Consider the following 18116-nt stretch of genomic DNA (forward strand, 5'->3'; position numbering starts at 1 on the left):
GTTTCGGGCTGCACCCGCCTCTGGCGGGGGACGACCCCCGCCGCGCCTATTCCAGTAACGCGGCCGTCGCGCGCTGATATTCGAAGGCGTCACCTTCGGCTTTCTTCCGCTGGGGCGGTGAGAGCGACGCGAGAAACTGGTCCAGGCCGAAATCGCTGATGCCGCCCTGGCGCGACAGCAAATGCCATTTGCCGGCCGCGACGGAATCCTGCTGGGTGCCTTTGCCGACGGCGAGCGCATGCGCCAGCCGGTTCTGCGCCACCGGATTGCCCTTCTCGGCGGCGCGGCGCAGCATGGTGTAGCCCAGCGCCTCGTTCTTGGCGGTGCCTTTGCCCAGATAGAGGGCGATGCCATATTCCAGCTCGGCATTGGTCATGCCGGCTTCCGCCGCCTTGCTGAGCCAATAGGTCGACTTCTCGTCGTCCTGCTTGACCCCGCGCCCTTCCTTGTAGAAGGCGGCGAGGTCGTATTGCGCCGGCGCGTGGTCGAGTTCAGCCGCGCGCTGCAGCAGCTCGGCCGCCTTCTCCAGATCGAGCGGACGCGCATTGCCCTCGACATAGATCAGCGCAAGATTATATAGGGCGATGGCATGGTTCTTGGACGCAGCCATTTCGAAGAACTGGGCCGCCTGCTTCTTGTTCTCCTTGATGCCGCGCCCTTCCGCCAGCATCACGCCGAGCGCGAATTGCGCGTGCACGTCGCCGATGGCCGCACCCTTGGCGTACCATTCCGCCGCCTTGCCCAGATCCTGCGGCACGCCGAGGCCGTCCTCATACAGCTCGGCCAGCAGCGTGTGCGAGGGGCCGTCGCCCTTGGCGGCGCCGGCTTCGGCCAGAGTCTTGGCCTCCATATATTTGCCTGCGTCGAAGGCGGCATAGGCGGGGTCGAGCACGAAGCTCGGGATCTCGACCTCGCCCGCCTTCCAGCCGGGGGCACGGGCGGCGGTCTTCTGCCCCGCCGCGGCGGGTGCCGTTGCCGGCGCCGATGCGGGAGACGCGGTCTTCTGCTGCGCCGGGGCCGGGGCGGCAGGCTTCTGCTGCGCGGCCGCGGGACCCGCCGCGAGCACGGCCGACGCGGCCAGCAGCAGCGCCGGGAGCCTCAGAGGGGGCATGGCACAAGCGCTCCTATTCCGGCCGCGCGGAGCGGCGGCCTTCGCCGGCCAGCCCCGCGAGCGTGAGAAACCACTCTGCCCGGGCATCGCCCGTCCGGCCGCCGTCACCTGCCGCCAGAAAATCCGCCCCCGCGCGAACCAGCCCGTGCAACTCGTCAACCCCATATCCCTCTCGCGCCCATGCCACGCATGGGATTTCGAACAGCTCACTCCACCAGGCCAGCATGTCCTCGGTCGCGTCCCTGTCCGCCGCGTCATCGCCGACGCCATATTCGCCGAAAGCGACGTAATCGGCGCCCTCCTCGGCCATGCTCATGGCTTCGTGGCGCGACAGCACGCAGGATACACCGATGGATTTGGCCTCGCCCAACAGACGCCGCGCATCCGCCAACGTCGTGCTGTCGGCTCGCAGATGGACCCCATCCGCGTCAAGCTCTTTGGCGAGTTGCACATCATTTTCAATCAAGACGGCAAGATTCTGGCGGCGGGCCTCGACCATGAAGTCGCGCAAGGCCTCGCTGCCGGCGCCGCCCGCGAGGCCGGTGACAAGCAGGGCGGCCGGCGCAACCTCATGGGCGATGCGCGCAAGTTCGGACGCGCCCGGAAGCGCGCCGATGCCGAAACGCAGATAGAGCCGGCAGCCCTGGTCCAAAGGCGCTTCGGGGTGCTGCTTGGGGCGCGCGCCCTTCTTGCGGGACAAGGCTCAGCCGATCAGCTTGCCGATGACGGCGGCGGTGTCCAGCATCCGGTTCGAGAAGCCCCATTCATTGTCGTACCAGGACATCACGCGCACCAGACGGCCGTCGACGATCTGCGTCTGGCTCAGGTCGAAAGTCGAGGAATGCGGGTCGTGGTTGAAGTCGACCGACACCAGCGGCTCGTCGGTGACGGCGAGGATGCCCTTCAGCTCGCCGGCGGCCGCCTTGGTCATGGCGGCGTTGATCTCGGCGACGGTGGTCTCGCGCGTCGGGATGAATTTCAGGTCGATCACCGAGACATTCGGCGTCGGCACGCGGATGGAGGTGCCGTCGAGCTTGCCGGCGAGTTCCGGCAGCACGAGGCCAACGGCCTTGGCGGCGCCGGTCGTCGTCGGGATCATCGAGATGGCGGCGGCGCGGGCGCGGCGCGGGTCGCTATGCGGCAGATCGAGGATGCGCTGGTCGTTGGTGTAGGAGTGGATGGTGGTCATGAAGCCGGCCTCGATGCCGCAGAGGTCATTGAGCACCTTGGCGACCGGGACGAGGCAATTGGTGGTGCAGGAGGCGTTGGAGATCACCTGATGCTTGGCTTCGATCTTGCCGTCATTGACGCCGAAGACCACGGTGATGTCGGCGCCCTTGGACGGGGCCGAGACCAGCACCTTCTTGGCGCCGGCCTCCAGATGAACCGCCGCCTTGTCGCGGTCGGAGAAGATGCCGGTGCATTCCAGCACGAGATCGACGCCGAGTTCGCGCCACGGCAGCTTCGAGGGATCGCGTTCCGCCAGCACCTTGAACGGGCCCATGCCGACATCCATGGTGTCGCCTTCCAGCGTTACCTTGCCGGGGAAGCGGCCATGCACGCTGTCATATTTGAACAGATGCGCGTTGGTCTCGGGTGCGGTCAAGTCGTTGATGGCAACCAGTTGCAGGTCGTCCCGGTGGTTCTCGACCATCGCCCGCAGCACGTTGCGCCCGATCCGCCCAAACCCGTTGATTGCCACTTTGGTCGCCATGAAACCCTCCGCTTGGGGCTGTTTATTGCCGTCCGGATACGCGGCTCCCGCGCCCGAAAGTTAAGCTTTTAGATGCTGGCATTTCCGTCAAAAGGCAAGCCTTTCGCGGCCGGGCATGATGGCGCGCCGGGCCGCCTGGAAGATGCAACATGCGAGAATGCGCGCGGACGGTGACGAAGCGGGCGAATCAGCGGAGTGTGGCGCAGTGGCCCAGGGGCAAGGGCAATCCCATTATGCGCCTGTAAATTAATCGTTTTTTAAATCTAGACAGGCAAACTGGTGTAGATTCAAAGGATTGACTTTCGCGGCCTTGCGGTGGCTACATGCTAAAGCGGTGGAAATCACATCCTGATTGCGGCGTCGTCTTCGATATTTTGCGCGTGTGTTTGCCGCCAGGAGTGATGGTGGCGCCGCTTGGCGTGGAAAGCTGGCGCCGTTTCGGTTGAATTCAAAGTGGTACAGTTCATGTCGGCGCGGGGGCGCATGGTTAAATCCGGTGGGGACAAGATGCGGGCGGAAGGGGCAAGACGCGCCGCCGTGGATGAGCGCAAGACGCCAAAGGGCGAGGCAAGCGCGAAAAGCGGCAAGGCGGCAATCGAGCGCGAGGCGGAGAGTTTGCGCGCCGAGCTTGCCCTGGAGCGCGAACGCGCGCGCACGCTCGAGACGACCAGCAGCCACGTCGCGGAGCGGCTGGATGCGGCCATTGAATCGGTGAAGGCAATTTTAGCTAGGCAGGGCTGAGGCACAGATTACTGAGCTCTGCGGTTCTCAGGAGAGCGTGATGGGCCATGTGACCGTGAGCGTCAACGGCCGGAAATATCGGATGTCCTGCGACGACGGGGCCGAACAGCGCGTCAGCGAACTCGCCGACCATGTCGAAGGCATCGTCCAGGAGATCAAGGGTGGTTTCCGGCTGGTGCAGGAGGATCGTCTCTTCCTGATGGCCGCGCTGGTCCTGGCGGATCAGCTCGGCGAAGTCCGCGAGGAGTTGCAGCGCACCCTCGCCCAGATCTGCAATCTGCGCTCCTTCCAGGCCGCCGACAACAATGCGAGCTATATTCCCTCGCGGGACGTTGCCCGGGTGGTGGAGGCGTCCTCGGCGCGGCTGCAGGCGCTAGAGCAGCGCTTCGCCCCGACCGGGACCGAGGGCTGAGGTTTTTCTGCTGCGCCTGGGCCGGGCTTAGACCGCCAGCACAGCGTCTCCGTTGACCCGCCGGGGCCCACGGCCAAGTGGGCCAATCATCGGCGCGGATGCGCCGATGCAGTCTTCCCGCCGGCACGACGTCGCCGCTGAGCCGCAAGACCCAAGGCTGTGCCTGAAGGCCGCCTGATCCCAACCTCCGAGATAGCCCCTTGAGTCACTCGCGAGCACTGTGCTTGCGGCAAGACTCTTAGCGTCGGCCAGCGCCTCCGCGCTGGCCGTGTGCCCACTTGGCCGTGGGCCCCGGGGGGCCGATTCAAACACCGTGCTTGCGGCCGGTGCCCGATGCCAGACTCCCAATATCGAAATCCCCGCGAAGGCGGGGATCCAGTATTCACAAACTCTAAATGCGCGCTCTGCCTATCCACCAGCGCTGCGGCGTACGAGATCCCCGCCTTCGCGGGGATTTCGGCGGAGTGATCAATCTGCAGCCTCTAATCCTCCGGAACGCCCTTCCCGCCCCTCAACCTCTTCACCCCGGCGCGCTTCGACTTGCTCTCCAGCCGCTCCCGGCGGGCACCGAGACTGGGACGGGTCGGCACCCGGTATTTGGGGGCGACCGCCGCTTCCCGGATCAGCTCGACCAGCCGGTCGACGGCGTCCTTGCGGTTGGCCTCCTGGGTGCGGAAACGGCTCGCGGTGATGACGATCTCGCCGCCCTTGGTCAGCCGCGCGCCGGCCATGCGCTCCAGCCGGCGGCGCACGCCGTCCGGAAGGGAGGGCGAATTGCGCGCGTCGAAGCGGAGCTGGACGGCGGTCGCAACCTTGTTGACGTTCTGGCCGCCGGGGCCTCCGGCGCGGATGAAACTCAAGGCGATCTCGCTGTCGTCGAGCGAGAGCCTTTCGGTGATCATGATCATTTTGCACCGTGACGGCTGGGCGTAGTCTCAAAGCGGCAAACCGCATCGCCCCTATGGGAGCAAATGCATTAGGATGCCGCCAGTTTCATGCGGGGGTACCGGCAAAAATGCCCAAAACGCTTTTCAGCCAGAGCGGCAGCCTGCTCGTTCTGGTGTTCAAACTGTTCAAGGTGTTCAAGAGCGTCAAGCTGCTTCTGGCGGGGGCGACGCTCGCCACCTATTCCTTCCTCTTCACCTGGCAGTTCGCGCTGGCCATCATGTGGGCGATCGGCGTGCATGAACTCGGCCATGTCTGGGCGATGCGCAAGACCGGCATGAAGACGCCCGGCTTCTATTTCGTGCCGCTGTTCGGCGGCGCGGCCATCGGCGACCGCTCCAAGACCGAATGGCAGGACGTCTTCATCACCGCCATGGGGCCGAGCTGGGGCCTGCTCAGCGCGCTGCCCCCGGCTGTGATGCTGATCCTCACCGGCCAGCCCTTCTGGGCGGGCGTGATCGCCTTCATCGCACTGGTGAACCTGTTCAATCTCCTGCCGATCTATCCGCTCGACGGCGGCAGACTGGCCAATTCGCTGCTGGTTTCGGTCGCGCCGGGCGCGCAGATTCTCTATCTGATCGCGGCGGGCGGCCTCGTCCTGGCGCTCACCATCTACATGAAGATCTATCTCGTCGCCATCCTCTTCGCCATCGGCATGGTCGAGATCTATTTCGAGCGCCGCCGCTTGCAGCGTGGCGAGATCACGCCAAAGCCTCCCCTCAATCGCGACGGCCTCATCATCGGCAGCGTCTGGTATGGCGGACTGGCGCTGGTGTTCCTGCTCATCATCTACGGCCTGCAATATGTCGCCGGAGGCGATTTGGCCCTGCGCGTGCTGCGATAGCGCCCTTGCTGATGCTACACTCAGGAAAACAGTAGAACCCCTGGGAGGGAGCGATGAAGACGATCCTGATTACCGGCGGCAGCCGGGGCATCGGGCGCTCGGCGGCGGTGTTGGCGGGCGCGCGAGGCTGGTCGGTGGCGGTTAACTATGTCGGCAATGAAGCCGCTGCCGAGGCAACCGCCGACGCCGTGCGCGGCGCGGGCGGCCGGGCCATCGCGGTCCGGGGCGACGTCTCGGTCGAAGCGGATGTGCTGGCGATGTTCGATGCCGCCGAGCGCGAGCTCGGCAAGCTCGACGGGGTGGTGGTGAATGCGGGCATCGTCGCGCCGCCGCGCAAGCTCGCCGAGATGGACGCCGCCCGCCTGCGCCGCATGTTCGAGATCAATGTGCTCGGCGCCTATTTCTGCGCCCGCGAGGCCGCCCGGCGGCTCGGCAGGGCGCATCATCGGAGCGGCGGCGCCGTCGTGCTGATTTCGTCGATGGCGGCGCAGCTCGGCGCGCCGTTCGAATATGTCGATTATGCCGGCTCCAAAGGCGCCATCGACACGCTCACCGTCGGCCTGTCGAAGGAACTCGGGCCTGAGGGCGTCCGGGTCAATGCCATTCGCCCCGGCCTGATCGAGACCGAGATCCACGCCTCCGGCGGCACACCGGACCGGGCAACGCGGCTCGGCGTGACGACGCCGCTGGGGCGCTCCGGCCAGCCGGATGAAGTCGGAGAGGCGATCGTCTGGCTGCTGAGCGACGCCGCCTCCTATGTCTCGGGCACCATCGTGAATGTCAGCGGCGGCCGTTGAGCGCTACGCGGACGTTTTCACCGACGCCGCGGCTTCGGCGGCCTTGCGGCTCTGGCTTGCGGCGGCGAGACCGGCGAGGCCGCTCGCGACCACCAGCGCGACGGCGGCGACCAGTGACGGCACGGCGAAACTGCCGAGCTGATCGTAGAGATAGCCGCCGAACACCGGCCCGACGACTTGCCCGACGCCGAAGGCCGCCGTGATCAGCGCGATATTCGGGCGCGGATCGCCGGTCGAGAGCTGCCGCGTCGCGATCAGCCCGAGCGCGGTGATGCCCATCACCGTGCCGCCGAGGAACACCATCGCCACCACGAGACCCGCCGTCGAGGCCCACAAGATGCTGCTGGCGACGCCGACCGCTTCGACGAGGCAGGCGACCGCGAAGGCCGGGATCGCGCCGAGCCTCGCGGCCAGCCACAGCCAGAGCGCCACCGAAGGCGCGGCGCTGAGGCCGAACAGCACCCAGACATAGGGTTCCAGATTGCTCAGCTCGGGATGGGCGCGGACGATGGCGACGATGAAGGTCGCGGTGATGACATAGCCGAAGCCGAACAGGCCATAGGAGAGGATCATCGCCTTCAGCGCGAAGGAGACGCGGGCGGCGGGCGCGCCGGAAAAGCCGTTTCCGGGCAACTCGCGCGGCGTAATCAGCAGGGCGGCCAAGGCGAGGCCGGCGACGCCCATCAGCGCGCTGGCGAACCAGAGCGACTTCCAGCCCGTCCCCAGCGCCACCAGGATCGCGACCGCCACGGCAGAGATCACGACGCCGGTTCCGACGCCTGCGAAATGCAACGCGGAGAGGCGGCTGTCGCCGCTCGCGGCAAGCTGGTCGAGCACCAGCGCCGAGGCGAAGACCAGCACGAAGGCGCTCGCGAGGCCGCCGATGAAGCGGAAGATCAGATGCAGCGTGAAATTGTCGGTTAGGCCCATGGCCAGCAGCCCGAGGGCGCTCGCCGCGAGCCCCGCCAGCATATAGGTCCGCCGCGAGCCGCTGAACGCCGGGGAGGCGGCAAGCAGCGCGCCGGCCAGATAGCCGAGGAAATTGGCCGACGCGATCAGCCCGGCCTGCGAGGTGGTCAGGCCGAGTTCCTCGACCATGACCGGCAGAATCGGCGTGTAGACGAAGCGGCCGACGCCCATGGCGGCCGCCAGCGCGACCATGCCGCCAAAGGCGAGCCGCCAGGGATTATAGGCCATCGCGGGATCCTAGTGGCTGTTGCCGCCGGACGTCGACGGGCAAACCGGCCAGCTCGTTGTTTTGTCGCATCTTTGGCAGGAAACGGGGCCTTCCCGGTTGCGCCCTAATTGGGCTTGGTCGCGGCAAGGCTCGGACGGGCGGCGATGCTCTCGTACCAGCCGGCAAGCTCGCCCCGGCCGTCGCGCCAATTCATGTCGCCATGGCGCAGGTCGAGATAGCCGAGCGCGCAGGCGATGGCAAAATGGCCGATCGTCACATCCTGGGGCAGGATGGCGAGCGTTTCGGGCAGCGTATCGAGCGCGCGCGTCATCTGGCTGCGCCAGCGCCGGGCGCTGGTCGGCGAGGTCTCGCCTTCGGGCTTGCGCCGCTCCATCTGCAAGGCAAGGCCGAGATCCATCATGCCGTCGCCGAGCGCTTCGGCGCGCGCGACGCTCCATTGCTCGGGACCGGATTGCGGCTTCAGGCGCGGGCCCTCGGCTTTGGGATGCGCGTCGAGATAGGCGCAGATTACCGGGCTGTCGAACAGCGCCAGGCCCTCGTCCGTCACCAGCGCCGGGATCTTGCCGAGCGGATTGGTGGCGGTCAGCACGGCCGGATCGGCATAGGCGTCGACGGCGATCTCCTCGATGAAGCCGCCGAGGGCCTTCTCCAGGATCACCACCCGGACCTTGCGGGCATAGGGCGAGGTTGGCGAGTGATAGAGCTTCATCGGCGTAGCCTCCGCTGGCAGAATTTGGCGGCACCTTAGAATGGAGCCGCCTTCCGCGATAGAGGCTTGGCCGAATGGCAGCCCTGCCTTTCGGCGCGGGCTTGAGGCGCGCCGCTTACGACCTGCCGGCGATCTTGTTGGCCATCACGCCGATGGTCTGCACATAGACCTGCGCCTTGTTCCATTCCTGCAGCACGGCGTAATTGGCAGAGCCGGGCTGCCAGCCCTGCCCCGCCTGCCAGCCCTTGGCCTTCAGGTAATTCGCGGTCGAGGCGAGCAGATCCGGCACGCTGCGCACGAGGTCGCGATGGCCGTTGCCGTCGAAATCCACGGCATATTTGACATAGGACGAGGACAGGAACTGCGTTTGGCCGATCTCGCCCGCCCAGCCGCCGCGAAGCTGGGCCGGCGTCAGGTCGCCGCGCTCGACGATGCGCAGCGCGGACATCAGCTCGTTCTGAAAGAATTCGGTACGCCGGCAATCATAGGCGAGCGTCGCCAGCGAGCGGATGATCGGGAAATTGCCGCTATCGGCGCCGTAGCTGGTCTCCAGGCCCCAGATCGCGATCAGGATCGGGGCGGGCACGCCGTATTTCTGCTCGATGCGGCTGAAGGTGGCGGCGTGGGTGCTCATCAGCTTGCGGCCCCGCGCGATCAGTCCGCTGGAGACGCGTCGGGCATAGAATTGCTCAAAGCTCAGCTTGAAGGAGCGCTGGCCGCGATCGAGACCGATCACCTTGCGGTCATAGGTAAGGCCGTCCAGCGCCGTGGACAATGTGGCGCGGGAAATGCCCTGGGCGGCCGCCTTGGATTTGAAATGCTCCAGCCAGGCGTCGAAGCCGCTGCCGTCGCGTCCGCATTCGGCGGCCATGGCGGCCGGCGCGAACAGCGTCAGGCAGAGGGCGGCGCAGAAGGCGGTGAGGATCGATGATCTGGGCGTCTTGCCGGATCGGTCTTGCACGGTCGCGTCCCCTTGAATTGGCCGTGGCGGCATTCGGGGACGGGCGGTGCGGTCGGCTCTCCCCTCGGCGCGTCGGCGTCTCGCTCATAGCGAGCAGGTAACGCGGCGAGGGGAGCTAGTCAAACGGCAATGGTTGCAGAGCTTCGCTTTCTACAGGCGTTTAGCGGGCCGCAACCGGCTCCGGCTGCGGCAGATCGGACGCGGCCGTGGTGCGCGGCGTGCCGGATGGCGACACCCGCCAGACCTTGTCGCCGACATCGTCGGCAACCAGCAGCGCGCCCGCCTTGTCGATGACGACGCCGACCGGGCGGCCATAGGCGTCTTCCCCATCGGGGCTGAGGAAGCCGGTCAGCACGTCCTTCGGGTCGCCGGACGGCTTGCCATCCCTGAACGGCACGAAGATCACCTTGTAGCCGCTGTGCGGGCGCCGGTTCCAGGAGCCGTGCTGGCCGACGAAAGCGCCATTGCGATATTCCTCCGGCAGCAACTCGCCGCTGGCGAAGGTCAGGCCGAGCGAGGCGGTATGCGGCCCGAGCGCATAATCGGGAACGATGGCCTCGGCGACCAGTTCAGGCTTTGGCGGCTGGACGCGGCTGTCGACATGCTGGCCGTAATAGCTGTAGGGCCAGCCGTAGAAGCCGCCTTCCTTGACCGAGGTCATATAGTCGGGGACGAGATCGCTGCCGATTTCGTCGCGTTCGTTGACCGCGACCCAAAGCGCGCCGCTCTCCGGCTGCAAGGCCATGCCGACCGGATTGCGCAGGCCCGAAGCAAAGACGCGGGTCTGGCCGTTCGCGGGATCGATTTCGAGAATGGCGGCGCGGCGCTCCTCGGCCTCCATGCCGTTCTCGCCGACATTGCTGTTCGAGCCGACGCCGGCGTAGAGCCGCGAGCCGTCGCGGCTGGCGATGAGGCTTTTCGTCCAGTGATGGTTGATGGGGCCGCCGGGCAGGTCGGCGACCTTGGCGCCGGGCTCGGTGATCTGGGTGTCGCCGTCCTTATACGGGAAGCGGACCACGGCATCGGCATTGGCGACATAGAGCTGGTCCCCGAGCAGCACCATGCCGAAGGGCGAATTCAGCCCTTCGATGAACGGGGTTTTCAGCTCGGCGACGCCGTCGCCATCGGCATCGCGCAAAAGGGTGATTCGGTTGGCGCTCGGCACGCCCGCGCCGGCCCAGCCCATCACGATTTCCATCGCCCAGGCGCGCAGGCCGGTCGCCTCCTTCTTGGGGCCGTTGGTCTCGGCGACCAGCACATCGCCGTTCGGCAGCACGTAGAGCCAGCGCGGATGATCGAGATTTTCGGCGAAAGCCTCCACGGCGAGACCGTTGGCCGGCTGCGGCTTGACGCCTTCCTGCCAGCCTTTCGCCGTCGCGATATTGACGGTCGGAATGGTGGTCGGATTGGGATCGGGCAATTGCGGAGCGGGGCCCTGGCCGGCGACCACCGGGAGCTTGGCCTCCTCGCAGGCGCCGAGCGATAGGGCCAGGCAGAGCGGGATCAGCAATCTGGGCGTGGGTGTCATAGCGCATCTCGCGGGCAATTATGGGGTCTGCTCTAAAATGGCCCCAGGCGGCGATGGTTCCGCCTTAAGGAGACATCGGGCGTGTCCCGAAAAGCACATATTTACGCAATTCGTAACGGGACAAGCGGGTGAAATCTCCAGTCCCGGCGCCAGCGATGATATTTTCTCTATTATAAACAATGCATTATAACGCATGAATTCAACAGAACCGTGAAGGCACGACTTCCCAACAAAGTGAACGCCCTCTTACCGCGCGCGGAACTCGCGAATTTTTCGGCGGTTGCCCTGTCACTTAGACAGTCACTTTTTGGTGTGGAGGCCAAATGCGGTATGCAGGACAATTGGCGGCAACGGCGCTTTTCGCGCTGGCGGCCGGAGCGACGGCCGCGCGGCGGCCGGCTCCGCTAAGCCCTGCTACACCACGGAAGGGGACACGACCGCTCACTGCTTTATGACGAACTTGCGCTAATTAGAGCCGCGCCCACCCGCACACCTGCAGGGGACTCGTGAGCAAGCCTTTCGTCTCCAGCGCGGCTTCTCGGATGCGGTCCGAGAGGGTGTCGATGCCGACTTCCTCCTCCGTCGCGATATTGAGTCTCGTTACGACGGGCATCATGCTCCGGAGAGTGTCCGGCAACCACAGGAGAAGAGGACTTTCCACACAGCCAACGACCATTTCGCTGAACATTGCCGGCCGCGGTAAGTCGGCGTCAAGGAAGTGCATCGCGAGGCGATCTGCCGCTTCAGGTCCTAAGAATGCCGATTGAACTGCTTTAGTGAGCCACCCTAAAGCTTTGTCGTAAAGCGGCACCGGGAACGGATAGGTCGGTTTCCATAAGCACAGTTCGTGAAATGCCAATACGCCGCCGGGCCGCACGCACTTGGCCGCCGCGCGCACAAAGGACGTGCCGTCACTTTGATGAATGAGCACATATCGGCCGATCACAAGATCAAAAGTGCCAATCTCCGTAAATGTTGCCAAAGAGGCTTCTTGGAAGACAATATTGTCATATCCGGCCCGCTTGCTCCTTTCGACTGCCAAACCGAGGACGTCGCTAACTCGGTCAATACCCACCACGCGTCCGGAAGGTCCGACAAGTTCGGCAGCAAGCATGGACACATCGCCAGCGCCACAGCCCAGATCGAGTACCTTCATGCCCTCACGTATGCCGGCATTCCTCATGAGACGCTCTGTGATCGAGCGAAGCATGTCTGCCTGCAATGTGAGCCGCCGCACTTCGTTCTCGGAATGACCGAGTACATATTCGTCTCGCGGATCTGCGATTTCGTGCGCGGGGGAACGCGACATTGTTTTATCCTGTGATGCTCGGAGTTGCCAAACATGTACCGGAAGGTTCGGGGCCAGTTTTTTCAGCCCTGTGAATGCGTTACGGTTACTGCAACAGATCGTTAGTTAGGGATGCAATTCGTGGCCTACAAGATGGAGACGCCTGACAACGCGGGATAGAGGTTGCGCCATCTTAGCAAGACCGGCAGCGACGAGATGAACCAGACGCTGAGCGACAAGAGGGCGATCGCCGTGCAGGCGGCTTTCGCGGATCGCGGCATTTCGAGCGAGCGCCTCACTGCGCGCGGCTTCGGCGAAGCCTATCCGCGTTTCGTCACCGACGGCGAGAGCAACGGCAACCGCCGCATCGAGATCAACCTGGAATGGGATCTGTCGCAGAGCTGAGCGGGCGATGCCGTTGGCGTTTGGCGGCATATCCATCGGACCGCCACCGGCGCTGGCGACAAAGCGGCGAAGATAAGACACGCCGCAGCCCAAACCCTCTCCCATGGGAGACCTTTGCGTATCGAAGGTCCTCTCCCCGTCGTCCCGGACGGCCGTCAGGCCGAGCCGGGACCCAATCNCCCAATCATATTTCCGCTATTGCTGCGGCAAGTGGAGAGGCGAGTGGGCCCCGGCTCTAACGGCCGGGGCGAAGGGATCGAAGTTTCGCAAAGGTCTTCATGGGGAAAGGGTGGCGCGCGCAAGCGTGCCGGGTGAGGGGTTACAAACGATCGGATAGGCATTACCCCCTCACCCCAGCCCTCTCCGCATGGGAGAGGGCGTCAGGCAGCGACCGGAATTGACGAACGGTCGGAACCCCTCAGTGTTTCTTCGAAGCGTTTGTTTAAACACTCGTCGCACCGGCCGTCAGAGCCGGGGCCCACTCGCCTCACCTCTTGCCGCGGTGCGCGCGGATGCGGGATTGGGTCCCGGCTCGCCGCTTTGCGGCGTCCGGGACAACGGGAGCGGCTAGACAACGGCTTTCTGGAACCGGCGGTAGACGAAGGGCGGCGGGGCGGTTTCGGCTTCGCGCTCGGCCATCGCCACAAGCCCCAGATTGAATGAGGACTTCGCGCAGGCCGGGTCGGCATTTGCGGCATTGCCGGTCACGGCGAAAGCCTGGCAGCGGCAGCCGCCGAAATCGATCTCGCGGCGGTCGCAGGTGCGGCAGGGCTCGCGCATCCACTCCGTGCCGCGAAACGCATTGAACGCCGTCGAATCCATCCAGATGTCGCGCAGGCGCCGCTCGCGCACATTGTCGAACTTCAGTCCCGCGATACTCTCCGCCGCATGGCAGGGCAGCACCTTGCCGGACGGAGTCACGTTCAGGAACCGGCTCGCCCAGCCGCCCATGCAGGGCTTCGGCGTCAGCGCGTAATAATCCGGCACCACGAAATCGATGCCCATGATGCCCTTCAGGCGCTCCTGCGCGCGGGCGACGATTTCAGCGCTGCGCATGGTCTGGGCGTAGGTCGGCATCAGCGCGGCGCGGTTTTTCAGCGCCCAGCCGTAATATTGCACATGCGCGACTTCCAGCCGGATCGCGCCCAGCCGCTCGGCCAGGTCGATCACGGCTTCCAGATTGTCGATATTCTGCCGGTGCATCGGCGCGTTGACGGTCAGCGGCACGTCCATCTCAGCGAGCCAGCCGGCGACCGCGATCTTCTTGTCGAAGCCGCCCTTGATGTTGCCGATGCGGTTGGAATTCTCAGGGTCCGCGTCCTGGAACGAGATCTGCACATGGTCCAGCCCGCAATCGACCAGCCGGGCGAGGCGGGCGCGGTCGATGGTGACGGCGGCGGTGATGAGGTTCGAATAGAGCCCCAGCGCGCTGGTATGCGCGACGATCTCCTCGAGATCGGTGCGCAAGGTCGGCTCGCCGCCGGAGAGGTGGATTTGCAGCACGCCCATTTCGGCGGCCTGGGTGAAGACGGATTTCCACTCCGCCGTCGTCATCTCGTGGTTAACGCGCTCCAACTCGATCGGATTGGAGCAATAGGCGCATTGCAGCGGGCAGCGATGCGTCAACTCGGCAAGCATGCCCTCGGGGGCATTGGCGCAGATTATTTCGGCGCGGGCAGTGCTTTCATCGATCATCACCAATGGAATGGTCCTTGATGTAACCCTTATCGGCCAGATCCTGCAGAAGATCGGTAATATCTGCGCGGATATCAAGCTCAGGGGCATCGTAGGTCTTTGCGAGTTCGACGGCAATGGCGCCCAGGGAAATGCTCCCGTCGCAAAGCTTCAACACATCGACGGCGATTTCGTCCGGCTCGACGATGCGCTCCGGCGCCAGCAGGACCGTGCGGCCGCGCCCGGCATCATGGTGCAGGCGCACGAAGCGGCGCAGCGCGGGGCGGGTCGCTTCGGTGATGATGAGCCGCGTGCGCGGCGTGTATTGCGCTGTTTCAGCCATTCCGCACCGGTTTCATGAAGGCAAAATCGCAGCCCTCGTCGGCTTGCAGGACCTGTTCGGCATAAAGCTTATCATATCCGCGCAATGTGGCGGGGTCTCGTTGTGCGAGCGGGGTGGCGGCACGGCGGGTGGCGAGTTCGGCTTCGTCCACCAAGAGGTCGATGCGGCGGTTTTTCACCGAGAGGCGGATGCGGTCGCCATTGCGCACGAGCGCCAGCGGGCCGCCCGCCGCCGCTTCGGGCGCGATGTGCAGGATGATGGTGCCGAAGGCCGTGCCGGACATGCGCGCGTCGGAGATGCGCACCATGTCCTTGAGGCCCTTGGAGGAGAGCTTTTTCGGGATCGGCAGATATCCGGCCTCGGGCATTCCCGACGGGCTGGTCGGCCCGGCGTTTTGGAGCACTAGGAAATCGTCGGCTGTGACGTCGAGTTCGGGATCGTCGATGCGCGCGGCGAGGTCTTCCAGCGAGGTGAAGACGACCGCCCTGCCCTCCTTCTCGAACAGCGTCTTGTCGGCAGCCGAGCGCTTCAGGATCGCGCCGCGCGGGGCGAGCGAGCCGAACAGCGCGACGAGGCCGCCTTCCGGCTCCAGCGGCTCGGCGGCGGTGGCGATCACCTTGCGGTCGACGGGGCCCTCGTCGGTCGCGAGGCGCTGGCCGAGCGTTTCGCCCGTCACGGTCATGCAGTCGAGATTGAGCAGCGGCTTCAATTCGCGCAAGACGGCGCCGAGGCCGCCCGCGAAAAAGAAATCCTCCATGTAATTCGCGCCGACCGGCTTCAGGTTGACCAGCACCGGCGTCGTGTCGGAGAGCTCGTTCAGCCAGCTCAGCGGAATGTCGATGCCGCGCCGGCCCGCTATGGCGGCGAGGTGGATGATCGCATTGGTCGAGCCGCCGAGCGCCAAGAGGATGCGCAGCGCGTTCTCGACCGAGGCGCGGGTGATGATGTCGCTGGGCTTCAGTTTCGACTCGATCAGCCGGACGGCCGCCGCGCCCGAGGCTTCCGACGCGCGCAGGCGGTCGGCGTGGACGGCAGGGATGGCGGCGGTGCCGGGCAGCGACATGCCGAGCGCCTCGGCGATGCAGGCCATGGTCGAGGCGGTGCCCATCACGGCGCAGGTGCCGGCGGTGGTCGCCAGCCGCATCTCGATATTGCCGATCTGCTCCGCATCGATCTCATTGGCGCGGTATTTGGCCCAGAAGCGGCGGCAATCGGTGCAGGCGCCGAGCCGCTCCTCGCCATAGCGCGAGGTCATCATCGGCCCGGCGACGAGCTGGATCGCGGGCAGATCGGCGGATGCTGCCCCCATGAGCTGGGCCGGCACGGTCTTGTCGCAGCCGCCCATCAGCACGACGGCGTCCATCGGCTGGGCGCGGATCATCTCCTCCGTATCCATCGCCATCAGATTGCGGAATTTGAGGCTGGTCGGATTGAGGAAGACTTCGCCCAGCGAGATGGTCGGGAATTCGACCGGCAGCGCGCCCGCCGCCAAGACGCCGCGTTTCACGGCGTCGAGCATCTCCGGGAAATGGCGGTGGCAATTGTTGAAGCCGGACGGCGTGTAGGCGATGCCGACGATCTTCTTCGCCAGCATCTCCCGCGAATAGCCCATCGAGGAGGCGAAGGATTTGCGCAGATAGAGCGAGAAATCCCGGTCGCCGTAATTGGTCAGCCCGCGCGCAAAGCCGTGATCGTCGCTGTCGGTCATCTTCGTCGTCCTTGTTTTTGTTACTTTTCGTAATCCCCGCGAAGGCGGGGATCCAGTAATATTGGAGCGTATTGCGAAGCTGTGCCTGACCCCGAATGCTGCGGAGTACTGGATCCCCGCCTGCGCGGGGATTATGCTGGTGGAATCGGCTAAAGCTTCATCTTCACATATTTCGGCTCGAGATAATCCTGCAGCCCGATCGAGCCGCCTTCGCGGCCCATGCCGCTTTCCTTGATGCCGCCGAAGGGGGCTTCCGCCGTCGCCAGCAGCATCTCGTTGATGCCGACCATGCCGACTTCGAGGTCCTCATAGGCCCGGGTCGCCGTACCAAGATCGTTGGTGAACAGGTAGCCGGCAAGGCCGAAGGGCAGCGAATTGGCGCGGCGCATCACCTCATCATAGTCCTTGAAGGAGGTCAGCGGGGCGATCGGGCCGAAGGGTTCCTCGCGCATGACGAGGGCATCGTCCGGCACCCGGCCGAGCACGGTCGGCTCGTAGAAATGGCCGCGATTGAAATCCTTCGGCGGCTTGCCGCCGGCGAGGATCTGCGCGCCCCGGCCGACCGCGTCCTCGACCATGCCCTTGATGGTTTCGAGCCCGCGCTTGTTGGCCATCGGCCCCATCTGCGTGCCCTCTTCGAGCCCATGGCCGACCTTGATCGATTTGGCGATTTCGGCGAAGCGTCCGGCGAAGGCGTCGTAGCTCTTCTCATGCACATAGAAGCGCGTCGGCGAAATGCAGACCTGGCCGCAATTGCGGAACTTGGTACTGGCGCAGACCTCCGCCGCCTTCAGCGGATCGGCATCGGCGAAGACGATGACGGGGCCGTGGCCGCCCAGTTCCATCGAGACCTTCTTCACGCCGTCTGCCGCGAGATGCAGGATCTGCTTGCCGACCGGCACCGAGCCCGTGACCGAGACCTTGCGCACGATGGGCGAGGCGATCAGGTGCTTGGCGATCATGCCGGAATTGCCGGTGACGAAATTGACGACGCCCGCCGGGATGCCCGCATCGTGGCAGGCCTGCACCAGCGCGGCGCAGGAGGCCGGCGCTTCGCCGGCCGGCTTGATGATGATCGAGCAGCCCGCGGCCAGCGCCGCCGCGATTTTGCGCGCGGGCAGCAGCGCGGGGAAATTCCACGCCGAGAAAGCCGCGACGACGCCGACCGGCTGGTAGATCACCGCCATGCGGGATTCGCGCGTCCGCGCCTCGATGAGCTGGCCGTAGATGCGCTTGGTTTCCTCGGCATACCATTCGAACTGGTCGGCGGCGCCGTTGGTCTCGCCTTTGGATTCGGCGAGCGGCTTGCCGGTTTCGATCGACATCAGCGTGGCGATCTGGCTGTTGCGCTCACGGAGGAGGTCGCTGGCCTTGCGGAGTTTGGCCGCGCGCTCCCAGGGGCCGGTCCGGCGCCAGATTTCGAAGCCGCGCTCGGCGGCGGCGAGCGCCCGGTCGAGATCTTCGGGCGAGGCGTCGCTGATGGTGCCGACGGCCTCCTCGGTCGCCGGATCATGGACCGGCTTCACAGCGCCCGAGCGGGCAGGCGCCCATGCGCCGTCGATATAGAGCTGCAGGTCCTGATACATGTGAGTCTCCGATTCTGGCGCTGAAAAAGCCCCCTCACCCACCCGCCTGCGGCGGGAGCCCTCTCCATTGAGGGGAGTGGGCAAGCGGGCGCCATCTTGCTTTTTTAGCCCTCTCCCCTCGAGGGAGAGGGCGGGCGCGAAGCGACCGGGTG

Annotated in this window: 18 protein-coding genes; 5 read left to right on the forward strand and 13 right to left on the reverse strand. The window is 65.4% G+C overall.

Features of this window, described 5'->3' with window-relative positions; genetic code table 11:
• Nucleotides 1–46 precede the first annotated feature (46 nt).
• Genes BLEFHOIH_RS19370 through gap form a run of 3 tightly spaced genes read right to left on the reverse strand, consistent with a single transcriptional unit; the run spans nucleotide 47 to nucleotide 2825 of the window.
• Complete coding sequence (locus tag BLEFHOIH_RS19370; protein ID WP_125461802.1) at nucleotides 47–1111, reverse strand: tetratricopeptide repeat protein; 1065 nt, start codon at nucleotides 1109–1111, stop codon at nucleotides 47–49.
• 13 nt (nucleotides 1112–1124) lie between these two features.
• Entirely contained in the window at nucleotides 1125–1763 is a 639-nt protein-coding gene (locus BLEFHOIH_RS19375) for a thiamine phosphate synthase (protein WP_125461803.1), read from the reverse strand.
• 51 nt (nucleotides 1764–1814) lie between these two features.
• On the reverse strand, nucleotides 1815–2825 hold the full coding sequence (gene gap, locus BLEFHOIH_RS19380) for a type I glyceraldehyde-3-phosphate dehydrogenase (protein WP_088347672.1): 1011 nt from the start codon (nucleotides 2823–2825) through the stop codon (nucleotides 1815–1817).
• A 537-nt stretch (nucleotides 2826–3362) separates the two neighbouring features.
• Here gap and BLEFHOIH_RS26370 point away from each other — a divergent pair.
• Nucleotides 3363–3566: a DUF4164 family protein gene (locus BLEFHOIH_RS26370; protein WP_125461804.1), complete on the forward strand. Its 204-nt coding sequence runs from the start codon at nucleotides 3363–3365 to the stop codon at nucleotides 3564–3566.
• A 40-nt stretch (nucleotides 3567–3606) separates the two neighbouring features.
• Nucleotides 3607–3978 carry a cell division protein ZapA gene (locus BLEFHOIH_RS19390; protein ID WP_088347674.1) on the forward strand — a complete coding sequence of 124 codons (372 nt, stop codon included), beginning with the start codon at nucleotides 3607–3609 and terminating at the stop codon, nucleotides 3976–3978.
• A 482-nt stretch (nucleotides 3979–4460) separates the two neighbouring features.
• Here BLEFHOIH_RS19390 and arfB read toward each other — a convergent pair whose 3' ends face one another.
• Nucleotides 4461–4886: an alternative ribosome rescue aminoacyl-tRNA hydrolase ArfB gene (arfB, locus tag BLEFHOIH_RS19395; RefSeq protein ID WP_088347675.1), complete on the reverse strand. Its 426-nt coding sequence runs from the start codon at nucleotides 4884–4886 to the stop codon at nucleotides 4461–4463.
• A gap of 107 nt (nucleotides 4887–4993) precedes the next feature.
• Between arfB and BLEFHOIH_RS19400 the strand changes: the two genes are divergently transcribed.
• Nucleotides 4994–5767, forward strand: a complete 774-nt coding sequence (locus BLEFHOIH_RS19400; RefSeq protein ID WP_088347676.1) for a site-2 protease family protein — start codon at nucleotides 4994–4996, stop codon at nucleotides 5765–5767.
• A gap of 53 nt (nucleotides 5768–5820) precedes the next feature.
• Nucleotides 5821–6564, forward strand: coding sequence for an SDR family oxidoreductase (locus BLEFHOIH_RS19405; RefSeq protein ID WP_088347677.1), 744 nt, complete (start codon nucleotides 5821–5823; stop codon nucleotides 6562–6564).
• 3 nt (nucleotides 6565–6567) lie between these two features.
• On the opposite strand, the gene BLEFHOIH_RS19410 is transcribed toward BLEFHOIH_RS19405, so the two are convergent.
• The 5 genes from BLEFHOIH_RS19410 to BLEFHOIH_RS19430 form a co-directional block, all read right to left on the reverse strand.
• On the reverse strand, nucleotides 6568–7761 hold the full coding sequence (locus BLEFHOIH_RS19410; protein ID WP_088347678.1) for a YbfB/YjiJ family MFS transporter: 1194 nt from the start codon (nucleotides 7759–7761) through the stop codon (nucleotides 6568–6570).
• A gap of 104 nt (nucleotides 7762–7865) precedes the next feature.
• Nucleotides 7866–8471 carry a glutathione S-transferase N-terminal domain-containing protein gene (locus tag BLEFHOIH_RS19415; RefSeq protein WP_088347679.1) on the reverse strand — a complete coding sequence of 202 codons (606 nt, stop codon included), beginning with the start codon at nucleotides 8469–8471 and terminating at the stop codon, nucleotides 7866–7868.
• Nucleotides 8472–8586: 115 nt separating this feature from the next.
• A complete protein-coding gene (locus BLEFHOIH_RS19420; RefSeq protein WP_245297099.1) occupies nucleotides 8587–9342 on the reverse strand; it encodes a lytic murein transglycosylase in 756 nt (251 codons plus the stop codon).
• Between the two features lie 250 nt (nucleotides 9343–9592).
• On the reverse strand, nucleotides 9593–10960 hold the full coding sequence (locus tag BLEFHOIH_RS19425; RefSeq protein WP_088347681.1) for a sorbosone dehydrogenase family protein: 1368 nt from the start codon (nucleotides 10958–10960) through the stop codon (nucleotides 9593–9595).
• A 469-nt stretch (nucleotides 10961–11429) separates the two neighbouring features.
• Nucleotides 11430–12269 carry a class I SAM-dependent methyltransferase gene (locus BLEFHOIH_RS19430; protein ID WP_088347682.1) on the reverse strand — a complete coding sequence of 280 codons (840 nt, stop codon included), beginning with the start codon at nucleotides 12267–12269 and terminating at the stop codon, nucleotides 11430–11432.
• 162 nt (nucleotides 12270–12431) lie between these two features.
• On the opposite strand from BLEFHOIH_RS19430, the gene BLEFHOIH_RS19435 reads away from it, so the two are divergent.
• Nucleotides 12432–12653, forward strand: a complete 222-nt coding sequence (locus tag BLEFHOIH_RS19435) for an OmpA family protein (protein ID WP_088347683.1) — start codon at nucleotides 12432–12434, stop codon at nucleotides 12651–12653.
• Nucleotides 12654–13220: 567 nt separating this feature from the next.
• On the opposite strand, the gene pqqE is transcribed toward BLEFHOIH_RS19435, so the two are convergent.
• The 4 genes from pqqE to BLEFHOIH_RS19455 form a co-directional block, all read right to left on the reverse strand.
• Nucleotides 13221–14348, reverse strand: coding sequence for a pyrroloquinoline quinone biosynthesis protein PqqE (gene pqqE / locus BLEFHOIH_RS19440; protein WP_088347684.1), 1128 nt, complete (start codon nucleotides 14346–14348; stop codon nucleotides 13221–13223).
• Nucleotides 14338–14670: a pyrroloquinoline quinone biosynthesis peptide chaperone PqqD gene (gene pqqD, locus BLEFHOIH_RS19445; RefSeq protein ID WP_088347685.1), complete on the reverse strand. Its 333-nt coding sequence runs from the start codon at nucleotides 14668–14670 to the stop codon at nucleotides 14338–14340. The genes pqqE and pqqD overlap by 11 nt, the downstream gene beginning before the upstream one ends.
• Nucleotides 14663–16378: a dihydroxy-acid dehydratase gene (locus BLEFHOIH_RS19450; protein ID WP_088347686.1), complete on the reverse strand. Its 1716-nt coding sequence runs from the start codon at nucleotides 16376–16378 to the stop codon at nucleotides 14663–14665. Before BLEFHOIH_RS19450 ends, pqqD begins: the two co-directional genes overlap by 8 nt.
• A gap of 149 nt (nucleotides 16379–16527) precedes the next feature.
• Nucleotides 16528–17964, reverse strand: a complete 1437-nt coding sequence (locus BLEFHOIH_RS19455; RefSeq protein WP_088347687.1) for an NAD-dependent succinate-semialdehyde dehydrogenase — start codon at nucleotides 17962–17964, stop codon at nucleotides 16528–16530.
• Nucleotides 17965–18116 lie beyond the last annotated feature (152 nt).

The sequence above is a fragment of the Rhodomicrobium sp. R_RK_3 genome (assembly GCF_002198715.1).
In the GTDB taxonomy this organism is placed as follows: Bacteria; Pseudomonadota; Alphaproteobacteria; order Rhizobiales; family Rhodomicrobiaceae; genus R-RK-3.